Raw genomic sequence first — 14,714 nt, 5'->3', positions numbered from 1 at the left:
ATGGTCGGCAGACGCCGGTCCGCCAGTGACCCCATCGCCCGCAAGCGGGCTCCTACACAAGCGGTGCACGCCTCGCCGGAACACACCGACCCTGTAGGAGGCGGCTTGCCGGCGATGGTGGGCAACGCCGATCCGCCAGTGGCTTCATCGCCCGCAAGCGGGCGCCTACGCCAAGCGGTGCACGCCTCACCGGGACACACCGAGGCGAACGCCTACCAAAGCGCCGTTCCGGTTACCCCCAGATCGTGTGCATCGTTTTGTGGATAACCTTTGGGAGAACCGGTCCAGCACAGGCGGGACGGGGCCTGCAGCCCACTGATCATTTCTTGCTCAAATCTGTCCGAATGGATGGCCAGGCACCGATAACTTACTGATCGCATTGATTTTTCGCTGTTTTCGCAGCGTCATCCAAATGAAATCGGACTGTGCTGGCCAAGGCCGCATTTATGCCCAGCAACCGTGGAAAAAACTGTGGATAAGCTTGGGAATATCGGCCAGGAACCGCATGGCGACTGGCTTCGGCATAGGCGGCTGCTTTTTGATCAGCGCTGAAAGTTCCCTTGGCGACGAACATTTTTTGGCTTGCATCTTGTCCCCACGGTCAGAAAAATGCCTTCACTCCGGCACGCCTTGCATGTGACGCACGATGCCGGCACCGTCGCTCACGACGCGCACAAGGACCTGATCATGACCACCTACGATTGGCTGAACCGCCTGCCCAAGGCCGAATTGCACCTGCACCTGGAAGGCTCGCTGGAGCCCGAACTGCTCTTCGCACTGGCCGAGCGGAATGGCGTAGCGCTGCCCTGGGCGGACGTCGAGACGCTGCGCAAGGCCTATGCGTTCAACAATCTCCAGGAATTCCTCGACCTCTATTACCAGGGCGCCGCGGTGCTGCGTACCGAGCAGGATTTCTACGACCTGACCTGGGCCTACCTGCAACGCTGCAAGGCGCAGAACGTCGTGCATACCGAGCCTTTTTACGACCCGCAGACACACACCGACCGCGGCATTCCCTTCGAGGTGGCGCTCACGGGCATCGACCAGGCGCTGAAGGACGGTCGCGAGCAGCTCGGCATCAGCAGCGGCCTGATCCTCAGCTTCCTGCGTCATCTACCGGAGGAAGCGGCGTTTCGTACGCTCGAACAGGCGATGCCCTACCGCGAGGCGTTCTTCGCCGTCGGGCTCGACAGCTCCGAGATGGGCCATCCGCCGAGCAAGTTCCAGCGGGTGTTCGACAAGGCCCGCAGCGAAGGCTTCCTGACCGTCGCGCACGCCGGCGAGGAAGGTCCGCCCGAATACATCTGGGAGGCGCTCGACCTGCTCAAGGTCAGCCGGATCGATCATGGCGTACGCGCCGCCGAAGACCCGCGATTGATCGATCGGCTGATCGACGAGCAGATCCCGCTGACCGTCTGTCCGCTATCGAACACCAAGCTCTGCGTGTTCGACGACATGAGCCAGCACAACATCCTGCAATTGCTCGAGCAGGGCGTGAAGGTCACGGTGAACTCGGATGACCCGGCCTACTTCGGCGGTTATGTCACCGAAAATTTCATGGCCCTGCACGACGCACTCGGCATGACCGAGGCGCAGGCCGAGCGTTTGGCCCGCAACAGCCTGGAGGCGCGGCTGGCCTAGCATGCGACGGGTGCGGCCTAGGGCCGCGCTCGGCCGGATGAGGGTTGACAGGCCGCGGGCAAAGGCATTTCCTCGCGCCTAGATCGATGATCCACTCCGAGGAGACGGCCATGAACATCCAGCTCCAACCGCTCGGGCCCCATGAGGACACCAACTGGCAGGTCCGCATGAACGAGCATGTGATCACCTTTCGCACCGAGCGCCAGGCGCGCGCGTTCGTGGCAACGCTCGAAGCCCGGCTGGCCGCACCTCACGTGCTGCCACCGGACCTCGATGCCACACGCGGCGAGCGACACGTCTAGCTAGCCAGATCGGTACGCTCGCCTCGCGCTGTCCAGCGGGACAGCAGGGTGCCCACCAGTGCGCAGACGGCTATGACCGTCGCCATCGGCACCGCCGTGCCGTCGTGCAGCGCACCGACGGCGGCGGCCGACAGCGCTGCGATGCTGAATTGCAGGCAACCGAGCAGCGCCGAGGCGCTCCCGGCGTTGGCCCCCTGCCCGGCCATCGCACAGGCCGATGCGTTCGGCAGGATGCAGCCGAGACTCGCAACGCAGCCGAACAGCGGTATCAGCAGCGGCCACAGCTGCGCAGGCTCGGCCCAGGCGACGCCGAACAGCACCGCCGCGCAAGCGAAGAACAGCAGCACCATCCGCTGCAACCAGTAGGCCGGCCCGTGCCAGCGCATCAGCCGGGCGTTGATCTGCGCGGCGAAGACGAACCCCGCCGCATTGGTGCCGAACAGCCATCCGTAGTGTTCCGCCGGCACCCCATAAAGTTCGATGAACACGAACGGCGATCCGGCGATGTAGGCGAACATGCCGGCCATCACGAAACCGCCGGTCAGTGCATGGCCGAGGAACGAGCGATCGCCGAACAGCCGACGATACTGGCCCAGCGCACCGGAAAGCGGCGGCCGCGGCAGGTTCGCCGGAATGCTTTCCGGCAGCCAGCGTGCCACGGCCAGCAGGCAGGCGCCGCTGAACAGCGTCAGCGCGACGAAGATGGACGGCCAGCCGAACGCATCGAGCAGCAGGCCGCCAGCCACCGGCGCCAGGATCGGCGCCAACCCCATCACCAGCATGAGCTGCGAGAACACCTTCGCGGTCGTTAGCGGGTCGCACAGGTCCCGCACCATCGCGCGGGCGATCACCATGCCCGCACAACCGCCCAGCGCCTGGGCGAAACGCGCGGCGATCAGCCACTCGAGGGTCGGCGCCAGCGCACAGGCGAACGACGCCAGGGTGAACACGCAGACGCCGAACAGCAGCGGCTTGCGCCGCCCGTAGCGATCGGCGATCGGGCCATAGACGAGTTGGCCGATGGCCAGGCCGACGAAATAGGACGCCAGCGACAACTGCACGTGTTCGGTGTCGGTGGCGAAAACGTGGCGATCGCCGGGAAGGCCGGCAGATAGAAGTCGATGGCCAACGGGCCAAAAGCAGTCAGCGCGCCCAATATGAGCAGGATCGGCAGGGGCATCGGGAATCTCGAAGCGGGAGGAAGGCGGCGCCACCGGTACGGAGACATGGCCTGGATCATTTACAGACGAAGTCGATGCTGTTACATACACCGCCGATTGTAAATACCGACAAGGCATCGCCAGCCGACTGGCCGCCTGCGAGGATTCGATGCGCCGAACCAAAGAAGAAGCCGAGAAAACCCGCCTCGCCCTGCTGGCATCCGCCGAGCGGCTGTTTCTCGAACGCGGCGTGGCCCATACCAGCCTCGACCAGATCGCGCGCGATGCCGGCGTCACCCGCGGTGCGGTGTACTGGCATTTCCAGAACAAGAGCCACCTGTTCCACGACCTGCTGGACCAGGTGCGCCTGCCGCCCGAGCAGCTGGCCGAGCGCCTGCGTGCCGGCGATCAGGCCCAGCCGCTCGAAGCGCTGCGCAACATGTGCGTCGACGCCTTGCAGGGCCTGGCGAGCGACACGCAAAAGCGTCGGATCTTCACCATCCTGCTGCACCGCTGCGAATTCACCGATGACATCCGTGATGCCGCCGAACGCCACGATGCCTTCGTGCGGATGGTCATCGAACTGTTCGAACGGCAGTTCCAGGCTGTGGCGCCGCGCCTGCGCGACGGCATCACGCCACGCCTGGCGGCCCTGGCGCTGCACGGCCTGGTGCTGGGTCTGTTCTCCGACTGGACGCGCGACCCGAGCCTGTTCGCCAGCGAACAGGAAACCAGCGCCCTGTTCGAAGCGCTGCTGCGCGGGCTGGTGACCGATTGGCCGGCGTGACCGGCCTTCGGCGTCACTGCACCTCGTAGCCTTCCTCGCGAATCGCCTCGCGCACCTCCTCGTCCGACAGCTCAGCTTCGACCCGCACGATGCCGGTCGGCAGGTCGATATCGACCCGAGCCTCGTCGTCACGCGCCTTGATGGCCTGGGTGATGGCCTTGCTGCAATGGCCGCAGGTCATGCCTCTGACGTTGAACGTTTGCATGGGGTGTCTCCTCTTTCTGTGATCGCCAACCGTTCGATGGCATTGCCAGCCTGAAGGTTGCCGCCATGGCAAGGTCAAGCCGCAGTTTCGAAGCTTGACCTTGCCACAGGGTCAAGGTCGATGCTGACCGAAACGATCAGGAGGACGCCATGAGCCAGGTCACCCATACCCTGCCGATTTCGGGCATGACGTGCGCCAGTTGCGCCGGTCGCGTCGAGCGTGCGCTGAACAAGGTCGCCGGGGTCACCCGGGCCACCGTCAACCTCGCCAATGAACAGGCGCGGGTCGAGGCACCGGACGATGCGCTTCCCGCGCTCGTGACGGCCATCGAGCACGCCGGCTATCAGGTTCCGGCGACGACGCGCGAGCTGGCCATCGAAGGCATGACCTGCGCCAGCTGCGTCGGCCGGGTCGAGCGGGCGCTGCGCAAGCTGCCGGGCGTGCGCGAGGCCACCGTCAACCTCGCCAACGAACGGGCACGGGTGACCACGGTGGGCCTGGAGCCATCGGCGCTGATCGCGGCGGTCGAACGGGCCGGCTACCAGGCGCGCCTGCTGGATGTGGAAACGGCCGCCGAAGACCGAACCGCCCAGCGATTGCGGCGTGAGCGCCTGGCATTGATCGTTGCGCTGCTGCTCGCCACGCCGCTGGTAGCGCCGATGCTGCTCGAACCCTTCGGCGTGCACGCCATGCTGCCGCCGTGGGTACAGTTCGCGCTCGCCACGCCGGTGCAATTCATCCTCGGCGCACGCTTCTATGTCGCCGGCTGGAAGGCGCTGCGCGCAGGTACCGGCAACATGGACCTGCTCGTCGCACTCGGCACCAGCGCCGGCTATGGCCTGAGCCTGTACCAATGGTGGGCCGCGCCGGTGGGCGTGATGCCGCACCTCTATTTCGAAGCCTCTGCCGTGGTCATCGCGCTGATCCTGCTCGGCAAGTACCTGGAGACCCGCGCCAAGCGCCAGACCACCGCCGCGATCCGCGCGCTCGAGGCGTTACGGCCGGAGCGCGCCGTGCGACTGCGCAACGGCCTCGAAGAGGAGGTAGCGATCGATGCGCTGGCGATCGATGACCTGGTGGTGGTGCGCCCGGGCGAGCGCTTCCCGGTCGACGGCGAGATCACCGAGGGTCATAGCCAGGCAGACGAAGCGCTGATCACCGGCGAGAGCCTGCCGGTGGGCAAGGCGCCGGGCGATCGCGTGATTGGCGGCGCCATCAACGGCGACGGCCGCCTGCTGGTACGCACCACCACGCTCGGCGGCGAAACGGTGCTGGCGCGCATCATCCGGCTGGTCGAAGACGCCCAGGCCGCCAAGGCGCCGATCCAGAAGCTGGTGGACCGCGTCAGCCAGGTGTTCGTCCCCGCGGTGCTGCTCATCGCCTTCGGTACGCTCGCCGGTTGGCTAATCGCTGGCGCCGCGCTGGAGACCGCACTGATCAATGCCGTGGCCGTGCTGGTCATCGCCTGTCCTTGTGCGCTGGGCCTGGCGACGCCAACGGCGATCATGGCCGGCACCGGCGTCGCGGCGCGCCACGGCATCCTCATCAAGGACGCCGAAGCGCTGGAGATCGCCCACTCGGTCAGTGCCGTGGCGTTCGACAAGACCGGCACGCTCACCTCCGGCACACCGCGCATCGCCCATCTCGAGGCACTCGAAGGCGACGACGCCGAACTGCTGAGGCTTGCCGGTGCGTTGCAGCGGGGCAGCGAGCATCCGCTCGCCCGTGCGGTGCTCGATGCCTGCGCCGAGCGCGGACTGATCCCGCCCACCGTGCAAGCCAGCCAATCGCTGACCGGGCGCGGCATCGCCGGCACCGTTGACGGTCGGGAACTGGCCCTCGGCAACCGGCGCCTGCTCGAGGACAGCGGCTTGCGCCCCGACACGCTGGCGTCGCAAGCGCTCGCTTGGGAGGCCGAGGGCCGCACCCTCTCCTGGTTGATCGAACGGGGCGCGGCGCCACGGGTGATCGGCCTGTTCGCCTTCGGCGACACGCTCAAGGACGGCGCCGCCGAGGCCATCGCGGCACTGGGTGCGCGCCACATCCGCAGCCACCTGATCACCGGCGACAACCGTGGCAGCGCGAACCGGGTCGCCGAGGCGCTGGGCATCGACGACGTGCATGCCGAAGTCCTGCCGGCGGACAAGGCCGCCACGGTCGGCGCGCTGAAGGCAGGCGGCGCAGTGGTGGCGATGGTCGGCGACGGCGTCAACGACGCACCGGCGCTGGCGGCGGCGGATGTCGGCATCGCGATGGGCGGCGGCACCGACGTGGCCATGCACGCTGCCGGCATCACGCTGATGCGCGGCGATCCGCGCTTGGTCCCGGCGGCGCTGGAGATCAGCCGGCGCACCTATGCGAAGATCCGCCAGAACCTGTTCTGGGCGTTCATCTACAACCTGATCGGTATCCCGCTGGCCGCCTTCGGCCTGCTGAGCCCGGTCTTCGCCGGTGCGGCGATGGCCCTGTCGAGCGTGAGCGTGGTGAGCAATGCCCTGCTGCTCAAGACCTGGCGGCCGGCGACCGAACAGACCCATGACCGCGAGGCGAATCCATGAACATCGGCAAGGCGGCCCAGCGCAGCGGACTGACCGCGAAGATGATCCGCTACTACGAATCGATCGGCCTGCTGTCACCGGCCGGGCGCAGCGACAACGGCTACCGTCATTACAGCGAGGACGACCTGCACCGGCTGGCGTTCATCCGCCGCTCGCGCGACCTGGGTTTCTCATTGGAGGAAGTGGGACGGCTGCTCGCCCTCTGGCAGGACCGTCACCGCGCCAGCGCCGAAGTCAAGGCGCTGGCCAGCAGTCACGTCGAGGCGCTCAACCGCAAGATCGAGGAGCTGAGCAGCCTGCGCGACACGCTTCAGGTGCTGGTCGATCATTGCCACGGCGACGATCGCCCGGACTGCCCGATCCTCGCGGACCTGGAGTCCAGGCATTGTTGCGGCGGTGCCGGGGCCTCGGCGACCGGCAGCGCTGCCGAGGGCGCGGCGAAGGGGTCGACTCAGGCGTAGGACTGCAGGTAGTTCTGCAAACCGATGCGGTCGATCAGGCCCAGCTGCTGTTCCAGCCAGTAGGCGTGGTCTTCCTCGGTGTCCTTGAGCTGCGCCTGGAGGATGTCGCGGGTGGGGTAGTCGCCATGCTGCTCGGCCAGCGCGATGCCCTTGGCCAGGGCTTCGCGAACCTTGTATTCCAGCGCCAGGTCGGCCTTGAGCATCTCGGGCACCGTCTGGCCGGGATGAATCGCCTCGGGCGTCATGTCCGGCGTGCCCTCGAGGAACAGGACGCGTTGCAGCAGCGCGTCGGCGTGCTGGGTTTCCTCTTCCATTTCGTGATTGATGCGCTCGTACAGCCTGGTGAAGCCCCAGTCCTGGTACATCCGCGAGTGCAGGAAGTACTGGTCCCGTGCGGCGAGCTCGCCACGCAAGAGCGTTCTGAGGTAGTCGATAACCGGCGCCTGGCCTTGCATGACGTGTCTCCTGGTGGATCGAAGGGCGACAGGATGGTGAGCGCCGGGCGCTCGGTCAAGCGACGGATCGTCCCGGGTTCCCCCTAGTCAAGCAGGCTTCGCCAGGCCTTGCATCAAGACTGCAGCCACGGCGGCGGTGGCGGCTCGTCGCTCGGTTCGTCATCGCGTCGCGCGGCCTCGCGGCGCGCCTGATCGGCCAGCGCGGCCTTGATCTCGCGCATCACCGCGTCCAGGTCGGCGGCATCTTCAGGCTCGGCGAACTCGCCGGTCAGCGCGGACTCGGGCGTCAGCTTGCCGTCTTCGTAGAGCGCCCACATTTCCTTGGCGTAACGGGTATAGCGAAGTTCGGGGGCGAACTGCCCGAAGTAGGCCGCCATGTTGCCGACGTCGCGCTCGAGCATGCGCAAGGCGTGGTTGTTGCCCGCCGCGTCGACCGCCTGCGGCAGATCGATGATGACCGGCCCCTCCGGGCCGAGCAGCACGTTGAACTCCGACAGGTCGCCGTGCACGAGGCCGGCGCAGAGCATCTTGACGATCTCGCCGATCATGAAGGCATGGAACTCGCGTGCATCGTCCGGGTGCAGCTCGACGTCGTTCAGCCGCGGCGCCACGTCGCCCTCGCCATCGGTGACCAGCTCCATCAGCAGCACGCCGTCGACGTAGTCGTAGGGCTTGGGCACGCGCACTCCGGCGTTGGCCAGCCGGAACAGCGCCGCGACCTCGGCGTTCTGCCAGGCCTCTTCCTGCTCGCGACGGCCATGCTTGGAGCCCTTGGCCATGGCGCGGGCGTCGCGACTGTTACGGACCTTGCGGCCTTCCTGGTACTCGGCAGCGTGCTTGAAGCTGCGCTTGCCGGCTTCCTTGTAGACCTTGGCGCAGCGCAGCTCATCGCCGCAGCGCACCACGAACACGGCCGCCTCCTTGCCGCTCATCAGCGGCCGCACGACCTCGTCGATCAGGCCATCGTCCACCAGTGGCTCGAGTCTTTTCGGGGTTTTCATCTAGACGGCCGGATCTCCAGGTTGCGATGCCGGCAGAGTACGGCAAAGGCGGCAGACGATCCACGCAACGAGACCATCATGGTGACTCAGCGTACTTCTTGCTGTCCGAACGGAAGGGCCGACAAAAGGGAGTGACGAAATGACCGATCTCAAGCGCTACCGCATCCATTACAACATCAACGGCAACCCCGCCTCGCTGACGATGAGTTCGTTCGACGAGCCCAGCCTCGAGCAGGCCGAGCTGGAGATCCTGCTGCATCACGTGCGCGAGCCGCGCGCTTCGGCCGACGCGCCCTGGGAAATTCCCGAGGCGCCGAGCGAAGACTGCCGCATGCGCGAGCTGGGCGTCAGCGACATCCAGATCGAGCAGGATCGCTGAGCTTGCCGCAGCAACCAGCAATGCCGAAGCTACGCCGATGCGACTGATCGATACCCACACCCACCTGGACTTCGACGACTTCGATGCCGACCGCCACGCGGTGCTCGCGCGCAGTGCCAGCCTCGGCGTCGAGCGGGTGATCGTGCTCGGCGTCAATGCGGCGAACTGGCCGCGGGTCTGGCAGCTGGCAACCACCGAGCCCTCGGTACACGCCGCGCTGGGCCTGCACCCGGTGTTTCTGCGCGATCACCGGGACGAGCACCTGGCCGAGCTGCGCGGCTGGCTCGAGCGGCTGCGCGGCCACGACAAGCTCTGCGCGATCGGCGAGATCGGGCTGGATTACTACATCGAAAATCCCGATCGCGACGGCCAGCAGCGCTGGCTCGAGGCGCAGCTGGACCTCGCCGCGGAGTTCGAATTGCCGGTCCTGCTGCATGTCCGCCGCGCCCATGCTCCGGTGATCGCCGCGCTGAAGCAACGCAAGCTGCCGCGCGCCGGCGTCGCCCACGCCTTCAGCGGGAGCTGGGAGGAAGCGCGCGAGTACATCCGGCTGGGCTTCCGGCTCGGCCTCGGCGGTGCCGGCACCTGGCCGCAGGCGCATCGCATGCATCGCGTGCTGAAGGAGTTGCCGCTCGAATCCATCGTGCTGGAAACCGATGCACCGGACATCGCGCCAGCCAGCCATCCGGGCATGCGCAACAGCCCGGAGCATCTGCCCGCGATCTGCCGGACCCTCGCCGAGCTGCGTGGCGTCGAGGCCGAGGAATTCGCGGCCGCCGCCTACCGCAACAGCTTGGAGCTGTTCGGCTGGAATTGACGGCCGGCTGCGACAACAGGCCTCGGTGACGCCGCGAAAAACGCTCTGGTTCAAGGGTTACGACTATGGTCGCGACCTCGACTAAAGTCGCCCTGCCGATGCGCAACCAGCGCTTTAGAGTGCCGCCACTGCATCTTGTAGTGGAGGACAACAACAATGCACGACCACATCTACACCCAGATCCAGAACAACCCGAAATTCCGGGAGCTGGTCGCCAGGCGCGAGCGTTTCGCCTGGCTGCTGTCGGCCCTGATGCTCGGCCTGTACCTGGCGTTCATCCTGCTGATCGCCTTCGAACCGCAATGGCTCGGTACCCGCATCGATCCCGACTCGACCACGACCTGGGGCATTCCCGTCGGGGTCGGCCTGATCGTCTCGGCGTTCGTCCTGACCGGCATCTACGTGCGCCGCGCCAACGGCGAATTCGACGACTTGACCCGCGCCGTCCTGGCCGAGGTGCATAAATGATCTACCGACTGCTCGCAACCCTGGGCCTTGTCGCCTTCGCCCCGGCGCTCTGGGCCGCCGGCGCCCTGGAAGGCGCGGTGCAACGCCAGCCGCTGAACGTCTCGGCGATCGTCATGTTCGTCGCCTTCGTCGGCGCCACCCTGTGCATCACCTACTGGGCGTCCAAGCGCAACACCTCGACGTCCGACTTCTACACGGCCGGCGGCTCCATTTCCGGCTTCCAGAATGGCCTGGCGATCGCCGGCGACTACATGTCGGCGGCGTCCTTCCTGGGGATTTCGGCGCTGGTGTTTACCTCGGGCTATGACGGGCTGATCTATTCGATCGGTTTTCTCGTCGGCTGGCCGGTGATCCTCTTCCTGATCGCCGAACGCCTGCGCAACCTCGGCAAGTACACCTTCGCCGACGTCGCCTCCTATCGCCTGAAGCAGAAGGAAATCCGCACCCTTTCGGCCAGCGGCTCGCTGGTGGTGGTGGCCTTCTACCTGATCGCGCAGATGGTCGGTGCCGGCAAGCTGATCCAGTTGCTGTTCGGCCTGAACTACCACGTCGCGGTGGTGCTGGTCGGCATCCTGATGGTCTGCTACGTGCTGTTCGGCGGCATGCTGGCGACCACCTGGGTGCAGATCATCAAGGCCGTGCTGCTGCTCTCCGGCGCCTCCTTCATGGCGCTGATGGTGATGAAGCACGTCGGCTTCGACTTCGGCACGCTGTTCGCCGAAGCGGTGAAGGTGCATGCCAAGGGCGAGGCGATCATGAGCCCCGGCACCCTGGTGAAGGACCCGATCTCCGCCATATCGCTCGGCCTGGCGCTGATGTTCGGCACCGCCGGCCTGCCGCACATCCTGATGCGCTTCTTCACGGTCAGCGACGCCAAGGAAGCGCGCAAGAGCGTGTTCTACGCCACCGGCTTCATCGGCTACTTCTACATCCTGACCTTCATCATCGGCTTCGGCGCGATCCTGCTGGTCAGCACCAACCCGGCCTTCAAGGACGCCACGGGCGCCCTGCTCGGCGGCAACAACATGGCCGCGGTGCACCTGGCCGATGCGGTGGGCGGCAGCCTGTTCCTGGGCTTCATCTCGGCCGTGGCCTTCGCCACCATCCTCGCGGTAGTCGCCGGGCTGACCCTGGCCGGCGCCTCGGCGGTCTCGCATGACCTGTACGCCAGCGTGATCAAGAACGGCAAGGCCAACGAGAAGGACGAACTGCGCGTATCCAAGATCACCACCATCGCCCTCGGGGTGCTGGCCATCGGTCTGGGCATCCTGTTCGAGAAGCAGAACATCGCCTTCATGGTCGGCCTGGCGTTCTCCATCGCGGCGAGCTGCAACTTCCCGGTGCTGTTCCTCTCCATGTACTGGAAGAACCTGACCACCCGCGGCGCCATGATCGGCGGCTGGCTGGGCCTGATCACGGCGGTCGGACTGATGATCCTCGGCCCGACCATCTGGGTCTCGGTACTGGGCAACGCCGAGGCGATCTTCCCGTACGAATACCCGGCGCTGTTCTCGATGGCCGTGGCGTTCGTCGGCATCGTGGTGTTCTCGCTGCTCGACAAGTCGCACGCAGCGGGCGAGGAGCGCGCACGCTTCCTGCCTCAGTTCGTGCGGTCCCAGACCGGCCTGGGCGCGTCCGGAGCGGTCGCTCACTAAGCGTGACGGCAAGACAAAAAGGGCGACCGGAAGGTCGCCCTTTTCATTCCCGAGCCCTAAACGAGCATTCCGACTGGGTCGCACTCGACTGGGTCGCATCCGACTGGGTCGCACTCGAGCCTGCTTTCAACGCGGCCTAACCGCACGACGCAGCTGTTCACAGCCTGAGCAGGCGCTCATTCATCGATCGCCGATAGCGACCGGCCAGCCATCAAAACGGCCGATGTTCACTATCAGCCCGCTCGCCTTTGCCGAATTTTCCTGGTGCGTAGCATGGCCCCCGTAGCCACTTCCCACGAGGAACCCGACATGAAAACGCTCATCGCCAGCCTGATCCTGGCCAGCACCGCCACCACTGCCCTGGCCGCTGCGCAAGACGCCACCCTGCCCTCTCGGCCTGAACACAGCGCCCTGATGATCGAGCTGCACGTCGACGGGCTGCGGCTCGCCGAAGACGGTTTCGACCGCACGCCGCAAGGCAACTTCCTCAACGATTCGTTCGGACGAGACCAGGACGACGGCCTGGTCGACGAGACCGCACCGAAGGCGGACGGCGTCCGCATGGCCGAAGACGGTGCGGAGCGCACGAAGCGCCGCGTGGCCGAAGACGGCTTCGACCGCACCCCGGCCGGCCAGATGTTCGCCGAAGGCGGCAGCGACCGGCTGGGTCGGGCGTGATGACACAAACGCAAAGGGCGCCGGAGGGCGCCCTTTTGTTCAGTTCGGTCGTCTCAAACGTGGAAGGCACCGATCAATTGCTGAAGGCGCTCGACCAGCGCTGACAATTCGCGGCTGGCCTGCTCGGTCTGGCCCGCGCCGCTGGCGGTCCGCTCACCGGCTTCGTTGATCGCGACGATGTTGCGGTCGATGTCATGCGCAACGGCCGTCTGCTCCTCGGCAGCCGTGGCGATCTGATGGTTCTGTTCGACGATCGCACCCACCGCTTCGAGGATATTGGCCAGCGCAGCCTGTACCTGGGCCGACTGGCTGACGGTTCCGTTGGCCATTTCATGACTGGCATGCATGGACTTCACCGCCGCGCCGACGCCGCCCTGCAACCGCGCGATCATCTGCTCGATTTCTTCGGTGGATTGCTGGGTGCGGCGCGCCAGGTTTCGCACTTCGTCGGCCACCACGGCGAAACCGCGCCCCTGCTCGCCCGCTCTCGCCGCCTCGATGGCCGCATTGAGCGCGAGCAGGTTGGTCTGTTCGGCGATGCCTTTGATGACGTCCAGCACCTGGCTGATGGTCGCGCTGTCGCTGGCCAACTGGTTGATGACGCCGACCGACCCGTCGATGCCGCTCGCCAGCCGCTCGATGCTGCCGACCTGCGACTCGACCAGTCGCCGGCCTTCGACCGTCTCGTTGTTCACGTGGCTGGCGCTCTGCACCGCCGCGGCCGCGCTGCGGGCGACCTCGTTGGCGGTCGCCGCCATCTGGTTCATGGCCGCGGCGACCTGCTCGATCTGGCTGCGCTGTCCGGCGACCGCCTGGTTGCTTTCCCCGGAGATACGCTCGACCTGGCCGGCCTGGCGCTCGACCTCCACGACGGTCTGACCGACCCGCTGGATCAGCTCGCGGATCTTCGCGACCGACGCATTGAATACTTCACCCAACTCACCCAGCTCATCGCGGCTACGCACCTCGAAGCGGGCGGTCATGTCGCCATCGGCCACCTTGTTCATGACGCGCCCCAGGCTGGACAGCGAACGGCGGGTCGACACGTAGAAGGCGCTGTAGAGATAGACGACCAGCAGGAACACCAGCGCCAGTGCGCCGATCAGGCCGATCACCTCGCGTTTCTTCTGGCCGAGCCGCTCGGTCAGCCCGGCCTCCAGCACGGTGAGCGTGCCATCATTGAGTGCATAGGTATGGGCCATTTCGGCGCTCAGGCGGTCGTAGTAGCGGTCCCAGCCCTGGGTCAGTTCATCGGCGAGGATGACTTCGTCCTGGATCAGCGCGCCGACCGTCGCCAGCGTTTGCTGGCTGGCCGCGGCCAGGGGTTGCAGGCGCTCACGCGCCGCAGCCGTGGTCGACAAGGCGTCCTGCAGCTGTGCGCCGTACTGGCCCTGAAGTCGCTCGAGCTCGAGCACCAGATCATCGAGCGTAGTGCTCGCATCGGAATCCAGATACCCCTGCCCGAAGGTGTTGGCGCCGACCACCCGGCCCTCGCTCAGGGCCGCCGTGATCGCCGGCGTGACGGTGGTCAGCAGTTCGGCCAGCTGGCGGATGTCGCGCTCAGGGTCCTGGCTCAACCCCGACTGGTTGGCGATCAGCCGGATCATCACCTGCGCTTCGCCGAGCAGCGCCTCGGCCAGCGCCACTTTCGATTGCAGGGATTGTTCGGCCTTGGCGGCCTCGAGCGACTGCCCAAGACGTTCGCGACGGCTGTTGAATTCAGCCACCTGATCGGCATCGCCACTGACCGGCTGTAACGCGGCGAGCTGGCCGTCGAGCAGGCTTTCCACCTTTTGCAGGCGCTGGTTCAGCACCTCGGCGTTGCCCGACTGACCGATGCGCGCTTCGATCAGCACCAGGTCGCGCCAGTCTTCCATCGACCGCCGCAATTGAAGGGCGGCACCGAGCGGGCTCAGGCTCTGCAATTCGGTTCGGGTCGCGACGAAGCCACGATACGAGTCTTGCGCCAGGAAAAAGCTGGTGGCCAGCATCGGAATGAAGACCAGGACACTGATCAGGCTGAACTTCATGCCGAAGCTCAGCCGGTTCATCAGGCGGATAGCCGGATATAACAGGCTCGTCACAGAAACCGCTCCCATCATTATTGGTATGTGCAGCATCTGCTGCAGGGTTCGCCAGCGGGTTAC

Annotated in this window: 15 protein-coding genes and 1 pseudogene; 10 read left to right on the top strand and 6 right to left on the bottom strand. The window is 66.2% G+C overall.

The features are described 5' to 3' along the window. Positions 1-367: 367 nt before the first annotated feature. Positions 368-574 carry a hypothetical protein gene (locus tag D7325_RS19125; RefSeq protein WP_162988058.1) on the bottom strand — a complete coding sequence of 69 codons (207 nt, stop codon included), beginning with the start codon at positions 572-574 and terminating at the stop codon, positions 368-370. Positions 575-687: 113 nt separating this feature from the next. On the opposite strand from D7325_RS19125, the gene D7325_RS15040 reads away from it, so the two are divergent. Together D7325_RS15040 and D7325_RS15035 are read left to right on the top strand one after the other, a co-directional pair. Next, positions 688-1,641, top strand: a complete 954-nt coding sequence (locus tag D7325_RS15040; protein WP_120997076.1) for an adenosine deaminase — start codon at positions 688-690, stop codon at positions 1,639-1,641. 110 nt (positions 1,642-1,751) lie between these two features. Continuing rightward, positions 1,752-1,943, top strand: coding sequence for a hypothetical protein (locus D7325_RS15035; RefSeq protein WP_120997013.1), 192 nt, complete (start codon positions 1,752-1,754; stop codon positions 1,941-1,943). Here the strand turns inward: D7325_RS15035 and D7325_RS15030 are convergent. Further along, positions 1,940-3,123: pseudogene (locus tag D7325_RS15030) on the bottom strand (multidrug effflux MFS transporter). The gene D7325_RS15035 and the pseudogene D7325_RS15030 sit on opposite strands and share 4 nt — an antisense overlap. 149 nt (positions 3,124-3,272) lie before the next feature. Here D7325_RS15030 and D7325_RS15025 point away from each other — a divergent pair. Beyond that, positions 3,273-3,890 carry a TetR family transcriptional regulator gene (locus tag D7325_RS15025; protein WP_120997011.1) on the top strand — a complete coding sequence of 206 codons (618 nt, stop codon included), beginning with the start codon at positions 3,273-3,275 and terminating at the stop codon, positions 3,888-3,890. A 13-nt stretch (positions 3,891-3,903) separates the two neighbouring features. Here D7325_RS15025 and D7325_RS15020 read toward each other — a convergent pair whose 3' ends face one another. Continuing rightward, positions 3,904-4,095 carry a heavy-metal-associated domain-containing protein gene (locus D7325_RS15020; protein ID WP_120997009.1) on the bottom strand — a complete coding sequence of 64 codons (192 nt, stop codon included), beginning with the start codon at positions 4,093-4,095 and terminating at the stop codon, positions 3,904-3,906. Between the two features lie 149 nt (positions 4,096-4,244). Between D7325_RS15020 and D7325_RS15015 the strand changes: the two genes are divergently transcribed. Both D7325_RS15015 and cueR read left to right on the top strand, forming a co-directional pair. Further along, positions 4,245-6,653: a heavy metal translocating P-type ATPase gene (locus D7325_RS15015; RefSeq protein ID WP_120997007.1), complete on the top strand. Its 2,409-nt coding sequence runs from the start codon at positions 4,245-4,247 to the stop codon at positions 6,651-6,653. Next, positions 6,650-7,114 carry a Cu(I)-responsive transcriptional regulator gene (gene cueR / locus D7325_RS15010; protein WP_120997005.1) on the top strand — a complete coding sequence of 155 codons (465 nt, stop codon included), beginning with the start codon at positions 6,650-6,652 and terminating at the stop codon, positions 7,112-7,114. The genes D7325_RS15015 and cueR overlap by 4 nt, the downstream gene beginning before the upstream one ends. Here cueR and bfr read toward each other — a convergent pair. After that, positions 7,105-7,569 (bottom strand): bacterioferritin, encoded by a 465-nt coding sequence (bfr, locus tag D7325_RS15005; protein ID WP_120997003.1) that lies wholly within the window; start codon positions 7,567-7,569, stop codon positions 7,105-7,107. The two genes, cueR and bfr, sit on opposite strands and share 10 nt — an antisense overlap. A gap of 113 nt (positions 7,570-7,682) precedes the next feature. Then, positions 7,683-8,570, bottom strand: coding sequence for a PA4780 family RIO1-like protein kinase (locus D7325_RS15000; protein WP_120997001.1), 888 nt, complete (start codon positions 8,568-8,570; stop codon positions 7,683-7,685). Between the two features lie 139 nt (positions 8,571-8,709). On the opposite strand from D7325_RS15000, the gene D7325_RS14995 reads away from it, so the two are divergent. From D7325_RS14995 to D7325_RS14975, 5 genes are all read left to right on the top strand, one after another. Next, complete coding sequence (locus D7325_RS14995) at positions 8,710-8,949, top strand: hypothetical protein (RefSeq protein ID WP_120996999.1); 240 nt, start codon at positions 8,710-8,712, stop codon at positions 8,947-8,949. Between the two features lie 37 nt (positions 8,950-8,986). After that, positions 8,987-9,766: a TatD family hydrolase gene (locus tag D7325_RS14990; protein WP_120996997.1), complete on the top strand. Its 780-nt coding sequence runs from the start codon at positions 8,987-8,989 to the stop codon at positions 9,764-9,766. A gap of 156 nt (positions 9,767-9,922) precedes the next feature. Then, positions 9,923-10,234 carry a DUF485 domain-containing protein gene (locus tag D7325_RS14985; RefSeq protein ID WP_120996995.1) on the top strand — a complete coding sequence of 104 codons (312 nt, stop codon included), beginning with the start codon at positions 9,923-9,925 and terminating at the stop codon, positions 10,232-10,234. After that, positions 10,231-11,889, top strand: coding sequence for a cation acetate symporter (locus D7325_RS14980; protein ID WP_120996993.1), 1,659 nt, complete (start codon positions 10,231-10,233; stop codon positions 11,887-11,889). Before D7325_RS14985 ends, D7325_RS14980 begins: the two co-directional genes overlap by 4 nt. Positions 11,890-12,198: 309 nt before the next feature. Next, entirely contained in the window at positions 12,199-12,567 is a 369-nt protein-coding gene (locus tag D7325_RS14975) for a hypothetical protein (protein ID WP_120996991.1), read from the top strand. A gap of 53 nt (positions 12,568-12,620) precedes the next feature. Here D7325_RS14975 and D7325_RS14970 read toward each other — a convergent pair whose 3' ends face one another. After that, the gene (locus tag D7325_RS14970) at positions 12,621-14,651 is read right to left on the bottom strand and encodes a methyl-accepting chemotaxis protein (RefSeq protein ID WP_120996989.1); all 2,031 of its coding nucleotides are present in this window, start codon (positions 14,649-14,651) and stop codon (positions 12,621-12,623) included. Between the last annotated feature and the right edge of the window lie 63 nt (positions 14,652-14,714).

This window comes from Stutzerimonas urumqiensis, assembly GCF_003640395.1.
Classification (GTDB): Bacteria; Pseudomonadota; Gammaproteobacteria; order Pseudomonadales; family Pseudomonadaceae; genus Stutzerimonas; species Stutzerimonas urumqiensis.
This window is presented reverse-complemented; position numbering and strand designations above follow the sequence as displayed.